Raw genomic sequence first — 14987 nt, 5'->3', positions numbered from 1 at the left:
GGTCTGCACCAATATCGATCAGGGATTGAATCGATTCACCCCCCATTCCTTCATGGAGGTCGCGCATGCGTACCCGATCGAGATCCCGTTCCCTTCTCTCCGCCGCCCTGCTGACCGGAGCCCTCGCGGCGGCCGGTCTCGCCTCGGCGGCCCCCGCGTCGGCGACCTCCGCCCCGAACGCCTGGCCCGCCCATGTCTTCGCCCCGTACTTCGACGCGGGCTCGGGAAACGTTTCCCTCACGGACGTCGCCAACAACTACGGCACCAAGTTCTTCACCGCCGCGTTCGTCGACGGCCCCGGCTGTCAGTGGCAGGTGCCCGGACAGTCCGCCCTCCAGTCGCAGATCGACGGCATCCGCGGCCTGGGCGGCGATGTGTCCGTGTCCTTCGGCGGCTACACCTCCGACACCGCGCTCACCGAGATCGGCGACTCCTGTTCCAGCCCGGAGGCGGCGGCAGCGCAGATCGAGAGCGTCATCACCACCTTCAACCTCTCGCACGTCGACTTCGACATCGAATCGGCCTCCCTCACCAACTCCGCCGGCATCGACCGCCGCGACAAGGCCCTTGCCCAGGTGCGCACTTGGGCCGCCAACAACGGCCGCTCACTGTCGATCTCCGTCACCCTCCCCGCCCTCCCCAGCGGCCTGTCGGGCGACGGCGTGAACGTGTTGAACAACGCCCGCTCCAACGGCTTCACCCCGGACGTCGTCAACCTGATGACCATGGACTACGGCTCCTCGGGCACCGACATGGGCAACGCGGCCAACACGTCCGTGGACGCGGCGGCCGGCCAGGTCGCGAGCGCGTTCGGCATCTCCACGTCCGCCGCGTACGCCAAGCTCGGCAACACCCCGATGATCGGCCAGAACGACAGCGCCGGCGAGGTCTTCACCCTCGACAACGCCCGCAGCGTGGAAGCCTTCGACGCCTCGCGGGGGATCGCGCTCACGTCGTACTGGTCGCAGAACCGCGACAACGGCGGCTGCGCGGGCTCGACTTCGGCCCAGAGCACGTGCAGCGGCGTCAGCCAGAACTCCGGTGACTTCGCGCGCATCTTCCAGGCGTTCACCTCCGGCAGCAGCAGTGGCGGTGGTGGGACCGGCTCAACTGCGCAGTCCCTGCCCGGGACTTGGGCCCAGTGCGCGAGCGAGAACGGCACCTGCGCGGTCAGCGGGACGACGGCCGTGGCCTACGGCGCGAGCGGCAGGTTCAACTACGCGACGGAGACCGGCTCCACACCCTGCACCAACGCGGTCTTCGGCGACCCGATCTCCGGCACGGCCAAGTCCTGCTACGGCCAGGCGGCCCCGCCCGCGACCGACGTCTGGACCTCCTGCGCGTCCGAGGGCGGCACCTGCGCCTTCTCCGGCGTGATGACGGTGGCGTACGGCGCCGGCAGTTCGTTCAGCTACGCGACGCTGCCCGGCGGCACCGCGTGCTCCAACGCCGTGTTCGGCGACCCGGCCTCCGGCTCCGCCAAGTCCTGCTACCTCATCGGCGCACCGCCGTCCTTCGCCACGTGGACCAACTGTGCTGCGGAGAACGGGACTTGCGCCATCTCCGGCACTCACGAGGTGGCGTACGGGGCGGCCGGACGGTACGTGTACCGGTCCGTCTCGGGCTCGACCGGGTGCAGCAACGGCGTCTTCGGCGATCCGATCTCCGGTACGGCGAAGTCCTGTTACGTCCAGTAGCGCTCATCTCACGACTCTCACGAGCCTCACGAGGAAGGCCGGACGATGTTCAGATCACGGACGATGTTCAGACCGAGGAAAACCGGCACGACCGGACGATCCTTGCCTGTGCGGCAAGTGATCTGGCTGGCGGCCCTGACGCCGATCGTGGCCCTGCTCTACGGCGCCACGACCGCCCAGCCCGCCACGGCAGCCGCACCCGGAGCACCCTCCGGCTGGTCGACCGTCTTCAGCGACGACTTCAACGGGTCGGCGGGATCGGCCCCTTCGTCGGCCAACTGGAAGTTCGACACCGGACCGGGATCGAGCTTCGGCACCGGTGAGATCGAGACGATGACCGACTCGACCGCCAACACCCACCTCGACGGCAACGGCAACCTGGACATCACCGCGCTGGGCTCCGGCAGTTCGTGGACCTCGGGGCGGATCCAGACCCCGACCGCGAACGTGGGCGCACCGGCCGGCGGCAGGCTGGAAGTCGCCGCGTCCATTCAACAGCCGAGCCCCGCAAGCGGGTTGGGCTACTGGCCGGCGTTCTGGATGCTGGGTCCCGGCCAGTGGCCGGAGAACGGCGAGATCGACATCATGGAGGACGTCAACGCCCTCTCCGACGTGGCCGGCACGATCCACTGCGGCACCTCACCAGGCGGCCCCTGCAACGAGGGCACCGGAATCAGCAGCGGCCTGCGCGCCTGCCCCGGCTGCCAGAGCGGCTTCCACACGTACTCGATGATCCTCGACCGCACCGACACCTCGGCGGAGACGATCACCTTCTACCTGGACGGCAGTGCCTACTACACGGTCACCGAGGCCCAAGTCGGCACCGCCACCTGGCAGGCGGCCTTCGACCACAACCAGTCGATCATCCTCGACCTGGCGATGGGCGGCGCGTTCCCCAACGCGGCGTGCGGCTGCACCAGCCCGAGCACCGCGACCTCCTCGGGCGGAACCCTCAGCGTCGACTACGTGGCCGCGTACACCACGACCGGTGGTTCCACCGGCTCCACCGCCCAAGCCCTGCCCGGCACTTGGCCCCAGTGCGCGGCGGAGAACGGGACGTGCGCGGTCAACGGCACCTCGGCCGTCGCCTTCGGCGCGAACGGCCGCTTCAACTACACGACCGCGACCGGCTCGACACCGTGCACCACCGGGACGTTCGGCGACCCGGTTTCCGGAGTGGTGAAGTCCTGCTACGCGGAAGCAGCACCCCCAGCAGCCGACATCTGGTCCCCGTGCGCGGGGGAGAACACCACCTGTTCCTTCTCCGGCGTGATGACGGTCGCGTACGGCGCCGCGGGTGCGTACCGCTACGCCACGCTCCCGGCCGGCACCCCCTGCACCAACACGGTCTTCGGCGACCCGATCCCCGGCACCGCGAAGTCCTGCTACGTCGTAGCCCCACCGCCGACCTTCGCCACGTGGACCAACTGCGCGGCGGAAGGCGGGACTTGCACCTTCTCCGGCACGCACGAGGTGGCGTACGGGGCGGGCGGCCAGTACTTCTACGGCACGTTCACGGGCGGCACCCCGTGCACCAACGCGGTGTTCGGCGACCCGGCACCGGGGACGGCGAAGACCTGCTACTACCAATGACCGAGCCGACGTAGAACTCCCGTCATCTCTCGCAGCACTCCAAACAGGTTCCTGATAGCGACCGGACAGGGATCTTCATTTCTCCGGGCCGGCGCGTCCGCCATGTCGAACCTCCCGAAGCACGCCTTCGCCTGCACCCGGGAGTCCTTCAAGTAACGGGAATCGGCGGCCTGCCCGTTACCCACTTTCGGGTGATGCCTCCGGCTGACCTGGGGTGGCGCACCCTGGCGATCAAGGACCTCGGGTCAGCGCCCGCAAGAAACCCGGGTGTCAACCTGGTGCATCACACGCATAAATGGACGGTACAGGCGACAATCACGGAAATGCGACCAACTCGTAACGTGATTCACGTATCGCTCATATGTCGTCGGCACTGTGGAGAAGGTGTGGGTGTGCGGCCAACAGGCCGCCACCCGCACACCGCACAGCCCGGGGGCCGGCCGTTGTCGTATCCGGGATGTGCCCGCACCATGCTGGGGGAACCCGTGACCTCTTCACCTTCCGTGTCCGTCCGTCGTCTGGCCGCAGCCGCGCTGGCTGCCGGCGCTCTCGTCGGCGCGGCGGCACTGCCGGCGACCGCGGCCGACCACGCGGCCCGGCCGAGCGTGGAGATCGGCCGCGTGCAGGCCGACTCGCCGGGACCGGACGACCGCTCCGCCCGTTCGCTGAACAACGAGTGGGTGGAGATCACCAACCACGACCGCCACGGTGTCAACCTCGACGGCTGGAAGCTGTCGAACAAGGAAGGCCAGACCTACACCTTCCGCCACTTCCGCCTCGGCGGTCACGCCACCGTCCGCGTCCACACCGGAAAGGGCCGCGACACCGCCCAGGACGTCTACCAGGACCGCCGCGACTACGCCTGGGACAACCGCTCCGACACCGCCACCCTCCGCAACGACCACCGCCGCCTCGTCGACGACGAGTCCTGGGGCGGCCGCCACGGGGGCGGCGAGGGCGGCGGCCACAACGGTGGCGGCCACAACCGTGGCGGCCACAACGGTGGCGGTCACGGTGGCGGGGGCCGCGAGGGTGGCGGTCATGAGGGTGGCGGCCACGAGGGCGGCGGCCACCGCTGACCGCCGGCACCATGGCGTTCGATCGGTGACGAGCGTCTCGGCAGTGACGTGACACCCACGGCGCGCCGTCCCATCCAGGGGCGGCGCGCCGTAACGCCACCGGGTTGATCTGCTGGCGCTGGGGGTGGGTGGGTCCACCTCTTCGTCAACAAGGACATCAAGCTCCACCGGGCGGACAAGCAGCGGGAACCGCGGAACCAGATGCATTGATCGACCGGCCAGTTGGGGTTGGTGGCCAGGGCTGAAGAGGCATATAGGTGGACCCAGCGCGGCGCGTCTACCGAGGCCCGCCAACCGTTCCGGGAGCCTGGGCCCGCTCTGCGGCAAGTAGGCGTGCGAGGTCGTCGCGCGCGCCGTCGAGTGTGGCGAGCATTCGCAGACGGGTCTGCTCGAAGTCGGGCTCGGTCTCGACACCGAGGTCGTGCCGCAGCGTGACCCGCAGCAGGTACACACCGTCAGACAGTGCCTCACTGAACCACGTCTTCGCCTGCTGATACGCCCTGTCCGGGTCGGGGCTGCCGGCCAGCTGCCTGACGACCGAGTACCCGACTCCGAGCGACCTGTTGAGAGCGGAAGCTACGTCCAGTACGTCCTTCGCAAGCGCCATCTGAGCCTGGGAGTACTCGTCGGCCCAGGCCTCCTTGGCCGCGTCGAGAAGCGCCGGGTCGATGCTCTCACCGCGTTGGGCCGCTTCGACGGCGTCCCGCGCGGCGACCCGGTAGGCGCGAGCTGTGGTATTCAGACGGGCATAGAGATCCCGCCGGGTCTGTATCGCCTGCTCGTGGCGTTCCTGTTCCCGTTCACGATCGGCACGCTGGTTCTGCTGCCGGTTGGCGCGCTGACTGAGCGCCGTCCCTCCCAGAGTTCCGCCCAGCGTTCCTCCGACGCTGATGAGTGCGACGGCAAGGGTTGTCACGTCCACGGGCTCCCCAACTTGTCCGTTCGTCTGTCTGCGGCCGACGGCTGATGTCGACGTAGACCACCCCGTCCCGCGGCACTACCGCAAGATCCTCTCCACGCCTTGTCCATAGACCCTGCCATGCGACCGCCACGGGCCGCATCCGCCTGCACGAACACGAAGCCCCCGTCCTCAGCCGGCGCGCTGATGGCGGGGTCTTTGGGCTCGTGATCCAAGGTGTCCCCATTGGCATCCGTACCTGAGCACACGCTTCGAGTGTGCCGGGTCTGGGGCGCCGGAGTCCCATGAAGCAGCGAGCTGCCCACGACCGCTCCTCGGTGCTGTTGGCAGGGCCCATGAGGTAAGGACGTAATGCCACAGTGTCTCGGTCTTGGAGTGGCTGGTCGGAGGAAGCGGGGGCAGATGGCCATAGCGATCGACGTGCTCGATGGCAGAGCGTTCAACCTGGTGACACTCATCCTGGCGGTGGCTGCCATCCTGCTGACCATCGTTGGCCTGTACTACGCCAGGGGGTGAGCCCTCTTCCCGCCGAAGCGTCGGCAGAGTTACTGCCTGGAGAGCTCGTCGCCGCTCGTCAATGCCGCGGGCGCGCTGCCCGGAACCATTCAGGTGAGCCGTAACGGGGTGGCGCTGTCCGACCCACATCTACTTGTCGTGTGGATCAAGATCATGGTCGTCACGCGATTGCCAGTGAACTCTTCGACCAAGGGCGACCTCTGGAGCTTGATCTCCCGTCCCCTGGTGGACCTGAGTGATCCGGTCCTGGCGCGTGATGTGCTGGAGTCGCTGCGCCGGAAGCTGGACGGTGGTGAGGCGGCGGTGGAGACGATGCGCCGCAAGCGCAAGGTGGTGGTGCACGCGCTCCACTACGCCGTGGAGCGAGGCGAGTTGGGCAGCCACCCGTTGAACTGAGTCCGCTGGCGGGTGCCCAAGCCGGCGGTCGCGGTGGACCCGCGGGTGGTGGCCAACCCGTACCAGGCACGGGATCTGCTGGACGCCGTCTCCTACGTGGGCGGCTACCGGCGGGCTCGCGGCCGTCGGCTGGTCGGGTTCTTCTCGGGCATGTACTACGCGGGTCTGCGTCCGGAGGAGGCGGTTGCGGTCGCGCTGCCGGACTGCCGCCTGCCCACCACTGGTTGGGGGCGGTTGATCCTGCACCGCACTCGACCGCAGGCGGGCAAACGCTGGACCGACAGCGGCGAGTTCCACGATGAGCGCGGGCTGAAGAACCGTCCGCCGGGGGAAACGTGGGTGGTGCCGCTGCCTCCGCATCTGGTGGCCATGTGGCGCGAGCATGTCGCGACGTTCGGCACGGCCGACGACGGGCGGCTGTTCTTCACCGAACAGGGGCGGATCATCAGCTACGGCGCCTACCACCGGGTCTGGCACGAGAGCCGTGACCTTGTTCTGTCTCCTGCTCTCACCGGTACGCCGCTCGCGAAGCGGCCGTACGACCTGCGGCACTCGGCGCTGTCCACGTGGCTGTGCGCGGGTGCGGACCCGGCCGAGGTTGCCCAGCGGCCGGGCAACAGCGTCGAGGTTCTGCTGAGCCGGTACGCGAAGTGGCCTGTACGACCGGCAGTCCATCAACACCAGCGCATCGAAGGGCTGTTGAGCTCCTACGGCCAGCCGCGCGAGCCTAGCGAGCAGGACGAGGAATAGCGCTTCCGGACGCACAATGCCGGATACCGGAGTGTGGGCGAACAGACGGATCCTGTCCGCTGGGTCACGGCGCGCCCCGCTGCGCTGGAGTCCTTCTTCGGCTGGCCACTGCGGCCGGTCGCGCCCGGGCTGGGCAGGCCCTGATGGAGGAGGGGCTCGACAGGTCCGTTGGGCGGGCGGAGTTGTTCCGGCTCCATCATGCGGGTGCGAGATGCGGCAGTCCGAGCGCTGTGACAGCGTCCGCCAGCTCCTTGTCGTAGGTGACGAAGCCGTCCAGCTCTCGGTGCAGAGGGGCGGCTGTTGCCAGGTGAATGGCGTCCAGAGTGCCGAGTCTTTGCACCTCGAATCCCGCGGCGCGGGTCAGGACGTCGTCACCGAGGACGATCTGGTCAATCCCGGTGAGCGTGTTGCCGACCAGGAACGGCACGCGCTGCCGGTCGACACCGGCTCGCCGGAACGTGCGCGCGATCTCAACCCCGGCCAGCTGGGAGGTCACCAGGCGGCCGTCGACGCCCAGCGCTGCCCGCCAGCTGCGAAGCGCCTGCGTCTCTGCCTCCTGCTGCACGAACTTCAGCAGAGCGCAGGTGTCCATGTAGTAGAGGCTCAACGCATGCGCTCCCGGTCGCGCTCGGTGATCAGCGCATCCGACAGCGAAGGCAGCTCGGCCAGATCGCTGATCAGCTCGGGCAGTGCGCCTGGATTGACTGCGCGACGCACCTGGCCGGTCGCCATCAGCTGGTCCAGGGCCGACGTGGGCTCTTCGGCGGGTGACATGCGGATGACAGGCTTGCCGTGCTCAGTGACGACGAGTGTCTCACCTGCACGAACCCTCGCTGTGACTTTCGACGGATGGTGGTTCAGTTCTCCAAGCGGGATGGTCTCCATGACATAAAGGTACACAAATAATGTGCACAATGGGAGGTTGAAGTGAGGTGGGATCGGCGGCCCAGTCCGGGGCGTAGAGAATCGTCGGCAGGACGTCCAGCCCGTGTGTGGGCCGCGATGCGCGGCCTGCGCTTTCGACCCGTTAGGTAGGCATTTCGTACAACAGTGCCACGCTCGCCTGCGGGAATTCCTTGAGGATCAGCCCGCTCACCCGGGCGAAGAGCGGGCGGTGACCCGTCGGAATCGCGTCGATGTACTCCTGCATACGGTCCATGTCCCATGGTGGTCCTCCCGCGGCAGCCCCCGCTGCGGCTCGGCCGGTCGTGCCCGAGCGTCGCGTGGCTGATCGGGGCAGATGGAGAACTGGAACGCGAGTATCTAGGGTCAGCACGTGGCTTTCATCATGGTGTGCGAAGACGACGCGGCGGTCCGCGGCATCCTCAAGCGCGCCCTGGAGCACGACGGCCACACCGTCTCCGTCGCCGCCACGGCCGACAGCCTGCTGCGGCAGCTCGCACCGGCGCCCCAACTGGTCGTCCTGGATCTCGGGTTGCCGGACGCCGACGGTCGCGATGTCTGCCTGGCCCTGCGGGCTCGCGGCGTCGACGTGCCGGTGTTGATGCTCACCGCCCTGGACGGCCTGCATCACAAGGTGGGCGGCTTCGAGGCCGGCGCCGACGACTACATGACCAAACCCTTCGACATCCCGGAACTGCTGGTCCGTGTCCGGGCGCTGCTGCGCCGGGCCACCGTGGCGTCCGCACCGCACGAGGTCGTCCTCGATCCGGCGAAGCACGTGGTGACCTACGATGCGGTGAGCATGAGCCTGACCCCGACCGAGTTCCGGCTACTGGGCCGCCTGATCGCCTCGCAGGGAGACGCGGTACGCCGCCACGCCCTCGTCGCCGCCGGCTGGCCGCACGGGGCCCAGGTCAGCGACAACACCCTCGACTCCTATGTGCGCCGGCTGCGGACCAAGCTCGGTCCGCTGGGTGTGGCCGAGCGGCTGGCGACCGTCCGCGGCGTGGGCTACCGATGGCAGTGACGGGATTCCGCCGAAGCGTCGTCGCGCTCACCGTGCTGATCGCCACCGCAGTGGTCGCGATCCTGGTGGTGGTTTCGCACGTGCTGCTGAGCAGGGTGACGGATGCCGACGCGCACGATCTGGCCCGTACGCGCGCCGAGGCGGTCGCGGCGAACGTCAGCGTCAAGGGCGGCCGTGTCGTGCTCACGGAGAACAGCAGCGAGGCGCTGGACGAGGTCGCCTGGGTGTATGCCGATGGCCGTCTTATCGACGGGGACGTGCCACCGAGCGTGGTCGGGCGCGTCGAGGAGCTGGCGGACTCGGGGCGATCGCAGACCGCGACCGTCGGCGACTACCTCCTGTTCGCGCGGCCGGTTCCGACCGGCGGCCACCACGTCATGGTGATCGTCCGGGTGGACCTCACGCCCTACGAGACGTCCGAGCAGCGCAGCCTGACCTTGTCGCTGGTTCTGGGCGGCCTTACGATCCTCCTCGCCGGCGGTGTCGCGCACCTCGTGGTGCACCGCGCGCTGCGCGTCGTGCACGAGATGGCCGCCCTCGCCGACGACTGGGGCCATCACGAGCCCGGGCGCCGTTTCAACCTCGGAGCCCCCCGTGACGAGTTCGGGGAACTGGGACAGACCCTGGATCGCCTCCTGGAGCGGGTTGACAACGCGCTGGCGGACGAGCGCCGGCTCACCGACGAGATCGCCCACGAGCTGCGGACACCGCTCACGGTCCTGCGAGGCGAGGCGCAGCTGGCGCAGTTGTCCGGCGAGCCAGTGGTGCCGGAGGTGGTGCTGAGCGAGGTCGACCGCCTCAATGCGGCGGTCACGACGATATTGCGCGCAGCGCGCGCACGGACGGAGGAGGGGACCCGGTGTGATCTGCGCTCCGCCGCGCGGCAGGCGATCGGCAGCCGCGCGGTCGAGGTCGCCTTCCCGGCGAAGGTCGAGGTGGCTTTGGCGCCCGACGTCGCTGTGTCGCTGCTGTCACCCCTGCTGGAGAACAGCCTGCGGCATGCGAAGTCCCGTGTGTGGATCACCGCGCGCAGCCAGGGCGAGGCCATCGTGGTGGATGTCCTGGACGACGGCCCAGGGTTCGATCCCGCTGAGGTCGACCGGGTCTTCGAAGCGGGCGTGACCGGCGGCGGCGGGTACGGGCTGGGGCTGCCGGTGGTCCGACGTATCGCTGCCTCGGCCGGTGTGGAGGTCCGGGCGATCGCGGACGGCCGCGGTCACGTCCAGGTGACACTCCCGGCCGCGAAGGCGGCCACGTAGTCAGGTTGCTTGCAGGTTCCCTCCGTAAACCTCCCTGCATGACAACGACAACGGAAGCACGCCCACGCAGCGGGCGCCTCATGCTCAACAAGGTCCCCGAGGTCACCATCTGGTTCTGGGTGATCAAGATCCTGTGCACCACCGTAGGTGAGAGCTTCGCCGACTGGATCAACATGAAGCTGGGCGTCGGCCTGGTGAACACGGCCTGGATCTTCACCGCGGTGTTCGTCGTGGTCCTGGCCGTCCAGATGCGGCTCAAGCGGTACGTCCCGTTCCCGTACTGGCTGACCGTGGTCGTTGTCAGTGTCACGGGCACCCTGTACACCGACATCCTCACCGACCAGCTCAATGTGCCGCTGTGGATCAGCTCCGCCGTGTTCTCGGTTCTGCTCGCCGTGGTCTTCGGCGTGTGGTGGCTGCGCGAGCGCACCCTCTCGATCCACTCGGTCACGACGCTTCCGCGTGAGTCGTTCTACTGGCTCGCGGTTCTCGTCACCTTCGCGCTCGGCACCGCGACCGGGGACTGGACCCTGGAGCTCACCGGCTGGAGCCCCGGCGCCTCGGTGATGCTGCCGCTCGGCCTCATCGCGGCGATCACGCTGCTGTGGAAGTTCGGCGCGAACTCGGTGCTGTCCTTCTGGCTCGCCTACATCCTGACCCGCCCGCTGGGCGCGAACATCGGCGACTGGCTCGCCTCCCCGAAGGTCGCTCAGCCGGGTGAGCCGACCGGCCTCGCGCTGGGCACCTTCACCACCAGCCTGATCTTCCTCGGCCTGATCCTGGCCACCGTGGCCTACCTGACGGTGACACGCTCGGACGTGACCGAGACCTACGAGGCCGCCCACGCCACCCACGCCACCGGCGACCTGCGAAAGGAGCGCGTCGGTCTGGCCGGCTTCGGACTGCTCGCCGTCGCCACCATGGGCCTGCTGATCTGGGCCCACAGCCAGCCGCACACCGGCCCGGCGCCGGAGGCCGACAACACCTCCGCCGTCCAGATGGCTCCCGGCCAGGCGGTGAAGAAGTTCCCGCCCGCCAAGGTCGCCGCGCTGAAGAACCTCGCCTCCACCTCGCTCAAGGACGCACGCTCGGGGAACGCGAAGGGAGCGCACACGGCCGCCCAGTCGCTGCGTGACCTGTGGGACGCCGACCAGGCATCGCTGCAGCCGCTGGACAACACCGGCTGGACCTCCATCGACGCCCAGATGGACAAGGTGCTGGGGACCTTCGGCATCGACCACTCGAATCCGCCGATGCCGCCTGCGCAGCAGGAGAAGGAACTGAACGCCCTCCTGACGGACATGGGCTGACAGACCCCCTGCGCCCGGCGACGGGTCGAGTGTGCGGGGCCGCGCCGAGAACCGCGCCGCCTCGGCACACGCCGACGAGCTGTGGTCAGTGCAGGCGGCCGCCTGTGTCAGCCCGGGCATGTCCGCGGACTCACGTGGGCGGTCGAAGCCGGCGTCTCAATGGCTTCGGTCGCCCGCTGTTCCTCCAAGCTGATCGAGGACAAGGCGCTTCATGAAAGGCGGTGTCCGATCCCGCGCGCCGTGCCGATGGTCAGCGCGCTGTCGGCCTCACGCAGCTTTCGCCGCAGCCGGGTCAGGTACTGGTCCAGTGTGTTGTCACTGACCTGGGCACCCTCCGGCCAGCCCGCCGCGACCAGTTCGCGGCGCCGAACGACGCTCCCGCCCGCGGCCACGAGTGTGGCCAGCAGCCGGAACTCCGTGGGGGACAGGGCGACGGCAGTGCCGTGCACGGTGACGCGGTGGCCGACCGCGTCCAGAATCAGGTCCCCGACCGCGATCGCCGCGGCCGGCGCAGCCCGCTTCACGGACGCACGCAGCCGGGCGGTGAGTTCAGCCAGATGGAAGGGCTTGGCCAGGTAGTCGTCACCGCCTGCCGAGAACCCCGACAGCCGGTCCGCGAGCTGTTGCCGGGCGGTCAGGAAGATGACCGGGGCCAGGAAGCCGTTGGTGCGCAGCGCCTGGCACACGTCCCGACCGTCCGCGTCGGGCAGCCCGATGTCCAGGACAACCGCCGCGATGTCGCCGGTGGCCAGCCGCAGGGCGGTGGCACCGTCGGCGGCGAGGACGGGCTCGAAGCCCTCCTCGTACAGCCCACGGCGGAGCACGTCCAGCAGCACGTGATCGTCCTCAACGACCAATATCTTGTGACGCATGGTCTCCCTTAGGTGCTCCGGCCGGGCGGGTCGTGTCCGAGATGAGTGATTCGGGCGGCCAGTGGGCCATGGTCGACGGACACGCCGCCAGGCGGCCGGCGACGAGTCGCTGCGGCATCGCTCCGCGTGGAGCGCGCCAGAGTCACCGTGGTGCCGTGCCCCAAGGGGAGCGCCCCATCCACTGACAGCGCCCCTTTCCCTTGGACCACCTGACGTAGGTGAACGGGCGGATACGAATGACTACAAGGGTGTAGACGTTCGTCGCACTGTAGACGATCGGCGAGTGGGAGACGTTCCCGGGCTTGTGCGCCCTTACCTGTCCGTCGGCTCGGCGGCGTCATGCTTGCTCAGCTCGGACGAGGGCGGCGCCCGCCCCGACGTCATCATGATCACCGTCGACCGGGACATCACTTCGGTACGGACCGCCATGAAGCTCGGCGCCGTGGGCTACCTGGTCAAGCTGTTCGGCTCCGCCGACCTGGCCGAACGGCTCACCGCCTACCGGGAACTCCAGTATCGTGCGGACGCCCTGGGCAAGGCTCCCCGGACCGACCAGGCTGATGTGGACGCCCTCTTCAGCGCCGCCCGGCCGCCGGCGGTCCCCCGGGTCCCGTCCAAGGGGCACTCCGGACCGACCTTCGCTCTCCTGCACCAGGTCCTTCGCGCCGCCCCCGACGCCCTGTCCGCGGCCCAGGCAGCCGAACTCACCGGCGTCTCCCGCGCCACGGCCCAGCGGTATTTCTCCTACCTGGTACGGGAGGGCATGGTCCGGCTCGAACTCCGTTACGGAACCACGGGCCGCCCCGAACACCTCTACCGGAGCGTCCGTTGAGAATCCGAACGTAGTGGGACGCGGGCGGGATGGAGCGGCCTTGTACGGCGGCACCGCCGAAGCGGGCGCCATCGAGACGACCCGGCCCTTCGAGCGCGGCCACACCGGTGACGGAGAGGGAGAGGGCATCGGCCTCGCCCTGGCCTGGGACCTCACCGTCACCCTCGGCGGCAGACTCTCCCTGACCGGCCGCCACCCCACCACGTTCACCGTGCTGGTGCCGGTCCGTCAGAACGGGACCGGAGACGAGGCAGGGGCCGGCGACGGCTGAGGACGCTGGGCTGCTGCTGCGGACCGGGCGGGCGGCCTTCCGGTCACAGGGCCGGATGGGAGACGGTGAGCAGGTAGGTGCCGTAGAAGAGGGAGACGCCGGCCAGGGCGGTGAGCAGGACGACGATGGTGCGCAGGCGGCTGCGCGCCAGATGCAGGGCGAGCGGGAGCAGCAGAGGGAAGGCCGGCAGCAGGAACCTCGGCTTGCTCGTGAAGAAGTGGGCGCCGCCGACGGCCATCACGATGATGACGGCGCAGTACGCGAGCAGGGGAAGGGGCTGCCCGTTCAGTGCGCAGAAGAGGAACAGCAGCAGGGAACCGAGGATGATCGCGGCGGTCGCGTAGACGACGAGGGTGTCGTGCCCGACGATCAGATGCCTGAACGTGTGGGCGGTGTAGTGGCCGAAGTCGAATCGTGAGCCCCAGAGGCTCTGCACGTGGAAGTACGAGCAGACCGTGTGCGTTTTGGTGTGCTCTTCGGCACATTCAGGCAGGTCGCATGGGGTTTTCGCTCGAAAGTGGCGCCGGTACCCGAGGTGTGCGGCACGGTCGGTATTTGGTGACGTGTATCGCCAACCGGTCTTTGGCGAACGGCCTTTGAACTGCGGAAACGCGTGAGAAGGAGAGCGCGGAAGTCGGTGTATCGCTCGGAAAGAGAAACGGTCAAAAGACCGTGTGCGTTTTGACGTGAACGCAAAAACTCCCGACCTGTATTTCTGCAGGTCAGGAGTCTTTTCCGGAGTGCCCCCGGCAGGATTCGAACCTGCGCACACGGCTCCGGAGGCCGTTGCTCTATCCCCTGAGCTACGGGGGCGTGTCGGTCGCGGTGTTCGCGGCGACGGGTAGAACCCTACCAGCTCCATACCGGTGTTCATGAACAGGTTTCCCGGTGGTCAGAGAGGCGGTTCGGGGGCCGTCGGGGGCGTGTCCCGGGTCCCTCGCAGGGGGTGGAAGTGGGGAAAACCCGGACGCGGTGGCCGGTCCGGACCTACTCTCGAGTTGTGCCAGGCGCGTCGGGTCGGGTGCTTGTTGTGGACGACAACAAGGTCATCCGGCAGTTGATCAGGGTCAATCTCGAGCTGGAGGGTCTCGAGGTCGTGACCGCGGCCGATGGTGCCGAGTGTCTGGACGTCATTCATCAGGTACGGCCCGATGTGGTCACCCTCGATGTGGTCATGCCCCGGCTGGACGGACTGCGTACCGCCGCTCGGCTGCGCAGTGATCCCCGTACCCGAGATCTGCCGCTCGCCATCGTCAGCGCCTGCACTCAGCACGAGGTCGAGAGTGGACTCGACGTCGGCGTCGACGCGTTTCTCGCCAAGCCCTTCGAACCTTCCGAACTCATCGCGCTCGTACGGCAGTTGATCGAGCGCGGGCGGCGTGACGCGACGGGCGGGCTGTCCATCGGCGGCCCCTTCGGTGCGGGCGAGGCCGAACGGGCCGGACGGGGCGGCCGTACCGGCGGCTGACGTCCCCCCCCGGTTCCTGCGCGCAGGCCTCCTCATCCCTGTGCCCCGCTCGCCCCAAGCCCTGCGCGCACCCCGGCGTCCACATCCCGGACCCC

The 14987-nt window shown here is 68.6% G+C and carries 17 protein-coding genes and 1 tRNA gene; 11 read left to right on the top strand and 7 right to left on the bottom strand.

The genetic code is table 11. The features are described 5' to 3' along the window. Positions 1 to 65: 65 nt before the first annotated feature. The 3 genes from OH768_RS17480 (at position 66) to OH768_RS17470 (ending at position 4369) form a co-directional block, all read left to right on the top strand. Entirely contained in the window at positions 66 to 1697 is a 1632-nt protein-coding gene (locus OH768_RS17480) for a chitinase (protein WP_406454645.1), read from the top strand. A 108-nt stretch (positions 1698 to 1805) separates the two neighbouring features. Further along, positions 1806 to 3290: a glycoside hydrolase family 16 protein gene (locus OH768_RS17475; RefSeq protein ID WP_406454643.1), complete on the top strand. Its 1485-nt coding sequence runs from the start codon at positions 1806 to 1808 to the stop codon at positions 3288 to 3290. Between the two features lie 470 nt (positions 3291 to 3760). Continuing rightward, entirely contained in the window at positions 3761 to 4369 is a 609-nt protein-coding gene (locus OH768_RS17470; RefSeq protein ID WP_406454641.1) for a lamin tail domain-containing protein, read from the top strand. Between the two features lie 277 nt (positions 4370 to 4646). Here OH768_RS17470 and OH768_RS17465 read toward each other — a convergent pair whose 3' ends face one another. Beyond that, positions 4647 to 5285 carry a hypothetical protein gene (locus tag OH768_RS17465; protein WP_406454639.1) on the bottom strand — a complete coding sequence of 213 codons (639 nt, stop codon included), beginning with the start codon at positions 5283 to 5285 and terminating at the stop codon, positions 4647 to 4649. A gap of 693 nt (positions 5286 to 5978) precedes the next feature. Here OH768_RS17465 and OH768_RS17460 point away from each other — a divergent pair. Beyond that, positions 5979 to 6200, top strand: a complete 222-nt coding sequence (locus tag OH768_RS17460) for a hypothetical protein (protein ID WP_406454637.1) — start codon at positions 5979 to 5981, stop codon at positions 6198 to 6200. A gap of 12 nt (positions 6201 to 6212) precedes the next feature. After that, the gene (locus OH768_RS17455; protein WP_406454635.1) at positions 6213 to 6950 is read left to right on the top strand and encodes a hypothetical protein; all 738 of its coding nucleotides are present in this window, start codon (positions 6213 to 6215) and stop codon (positions 6948 to 6950) included. Between the two features lie 196 nt (positions 6951 to 7146). Here the strand turns inward: OH768_RS17455 and OH768_RS17450 are convergent, their stop codons facing one another. The 3 genes from OH768_RS17450 to OH768_RS17440 all read right to left on the bottom strand — a co-directional run bounded on the left by OH768_RS17450 (position 7147) and on the right by OH768_RS17440 (position 8109). Beyond that, on the bottom strand, positions 7147 to 7557 hold the full coding sequence (locus OH768_RS17450) for a type II toxin-antitoxin system VapC family toxin (protein ID WP_406454633.1): 411 nt from the start codon (positions 7555 to 7557) through the stop codon (positions 7147 to 7149). After that, positions 7554 to 7835 (bottom strand): type II toxin-antitoxin system Phd/YefM family antitoxin, encoded by a 282-nt coding sequence (locus tag OH768_RS17445; protein ID WP_406454631.1) that lies wholly within the window; start codon positions 7833 to 7835, stop codon positions 7554 to 7556. Before OH768_RS17445 ends, OH768_RS17450 begins: the two co-directional genes overlap by 4 nt. Positions 7836 to 7977: 142 nt before the next feature. After that, complete coding sequence (locus OH768_RS17440; protein WP_406454629.1) at positions 7978 to 8109, bottom strand: hypothetical protein; 132 nt, start codon at positions 8107 to 8109, stop codon at positions 7978 to 7980. A gap of 117 nt (positions 8110 to 8226) precedes the next feature. Between OH768_RS17440 and OH768_RS17435 the strand changes: the two genes are divergently transcribed. The 3 genes from OH768_RS17435 to OH768_RS17425 are packed head-to-tail and all read left to right on the top strand — an operon-like array spanning position 8227 to position 11449. Beyond that, positions 8227 to 8880: a response regulator transcription factor gene (locus OH768_RS17435; RefSeq protein ID WP_019065258.1), complete on the top strand. Its 654-nt coding sequence runs from the start codon at positions 8227 to 8229 to the stop codon at positions 8878 to 8880. Positions 8881 to 8912: 32 nt separating this feature from the next. Beyond that, positions 8913 to 10139: a sensor histidine kinase gene (locus OH768_RS17430; RefSeq protein WP_406454627.1), complete on the top strand. Its 1227-nt coding sequence runs from the start codon at positions 8913 to 8915 to the stop codon at positions 10137 to 10139. A 38-nt stretch (positions 10140 to 10177) separates the two neighbouring features. Then, on the top strand, positions 10178 to 11449 hold the full coding sequence (locus OH768_RS17425) for a hypothetical protein (protein ID WP_406454625.1): 1272 nt from the start codon (positions 10178 to 10180) through the stop codon (positions 11447 to 11449). A gap of 209 nt (positions 11450 to 11658) precedes the next feature. Here the strand turns inward: OH768_RS17425 and OH768_RS17420 are convergent, their stop codons facing one another. Continuing rightward, entirely contained in the window at positions 11659 to 12321 is a 663-nt protein-coding gene (locus tag OH768_RS17420; protein WP_406454623.1) for a response regulator transcription factor, read from the bottom strand. Between the two features lie 343 nt (positions 12322 to 12664). Here OH768_RS17420 and OH768_RS17415 point away from each other — a divergent pair, with 343 nt between their 5' ends. Both OH768_RS17415 and OH768_RS17410 read left to right on the top strand, forming a co-directional pair. Continuing rightward, positions 12665 to 13153, top strand: coding sequence for a helix-turn-helix domain-containing protein (locus tag OH768_RS17415; protein WP_406454621.1), 489 nt, complete (start codon positions 12665 to 12667; stop codon positions 13151 to 13153). 40 nt (positions 13154 to 13193) lie between these two features. Further along, positions 13194 to 13424 (top strand): hypothetical protein, encoded by a 231-nt coding sequence (locus OH768_RS17410; protein ID WP_406454619.1) that lies wholly within the window; start codon positions 13194 to 13196, stop codon positions 13422 to 13424. A gap of 43 nt (positions 13425 to 13467) precedes the next feature. Here OH768_RS17410 and OH768_RS17405 read toward each other — a convergent pair whose 3' ends face one another. Together OH768_RS17405 and OH768_RS17400 are read right to left on the bottom strand one after the other, a co-directional pair. Continuing rightward, the gene (locus tag OH768_RS17405; RefSeq protein WP_406454617.1) at positions 13468 to 13860 is read right to left on the bottom strand and encodes a hypothetical protein; all 393 of its coding nucleotides are present in this window, start codon (positions 13858 to 13860) and stop codon (positions 13468 to 13470) included. Positions 13861 to 14165: 305 nt separating this feature from the next. Next, positions 14166 to 14237, bottom strand: a tRNA-Arg gene (locus OH768_RS17400). A 139-nt stretch (positions 14238 to 14376) separates the two neighbouring features. On the opposite strand from OH768_RS17400, the gene OH768_RS17395 reads away from it, so the two are divergent. Then, positions 14377 to 14892 carry a response regulator gene (locus OH768_RS17395; RefSeq protein WP_406454615.1) on the top strand — a complete coding sequence of 172 codons (516 nt, stop codon included), beginning with the start codon at positions 14377 to 14379 and terminating at the stop codon, positions 14890 to 14892. Positions 14893 to 14987 lie beyond the last annotated feature (95 nt).

It is taken from the genome of Streptomyces sp. NBC_01622 (assembly GCF_045209635.1).
Classification (GTDB): Bacteria; Actinomycetota; Actinomycetes; order Streptomycetales; family Streptomycetaceae; genus Streptomyces.
Note: the sequence above shows the minus strand (reverse complement) of the source record. Positions and strands in the feature narration are given on the sequence as shown.

Bases quoted from the DNA above. Each gene is read 5' to 3' on its own strand.
- OH768_RS17445 (WP_406454631.1), bottom strand. From the start codon at position 7,835: ATGGAGACCATCCCGCTTGGAGAACTGAACCACCATCCGTCGAAAGTC.
- OH768_RS17420 (WP_406454623.1), bottom strand. From the start codon at position 12,321: ATGCGTCACAAGATATTGGTCGTTGAGGACGATCACGTGCTGCTGGAC.
- OH768_RS17470 (WP_406454641.1), top strand. From the start codon at position 3,761: ATGCTGGGGGAACCCGTGACCTCTTCACCTTCCGTGTCCGTCCGTCGT.
- OH768_RS17440 (WP_406454629.1), bottom strand. From the start codon at position 8,109: ATGGACCGTATGCAGGAGTACATCGACGCGATTCCGACGGGTCACCGC.
- OH768_RS17425 (WP_406454625.1), top strand. From the start codon at position 10,178: ATGACAACGACAACGGAAGCACGCCCACGCAGCGGGCGCCTCATGCTC.
- OH768_RS17480 (WP_406454645.1), top strand. From the start codon at position 66: ATGCGTACCCGATCGAGATCCCGTTCCCTTCTCTCCGCCGCCCTGCTG.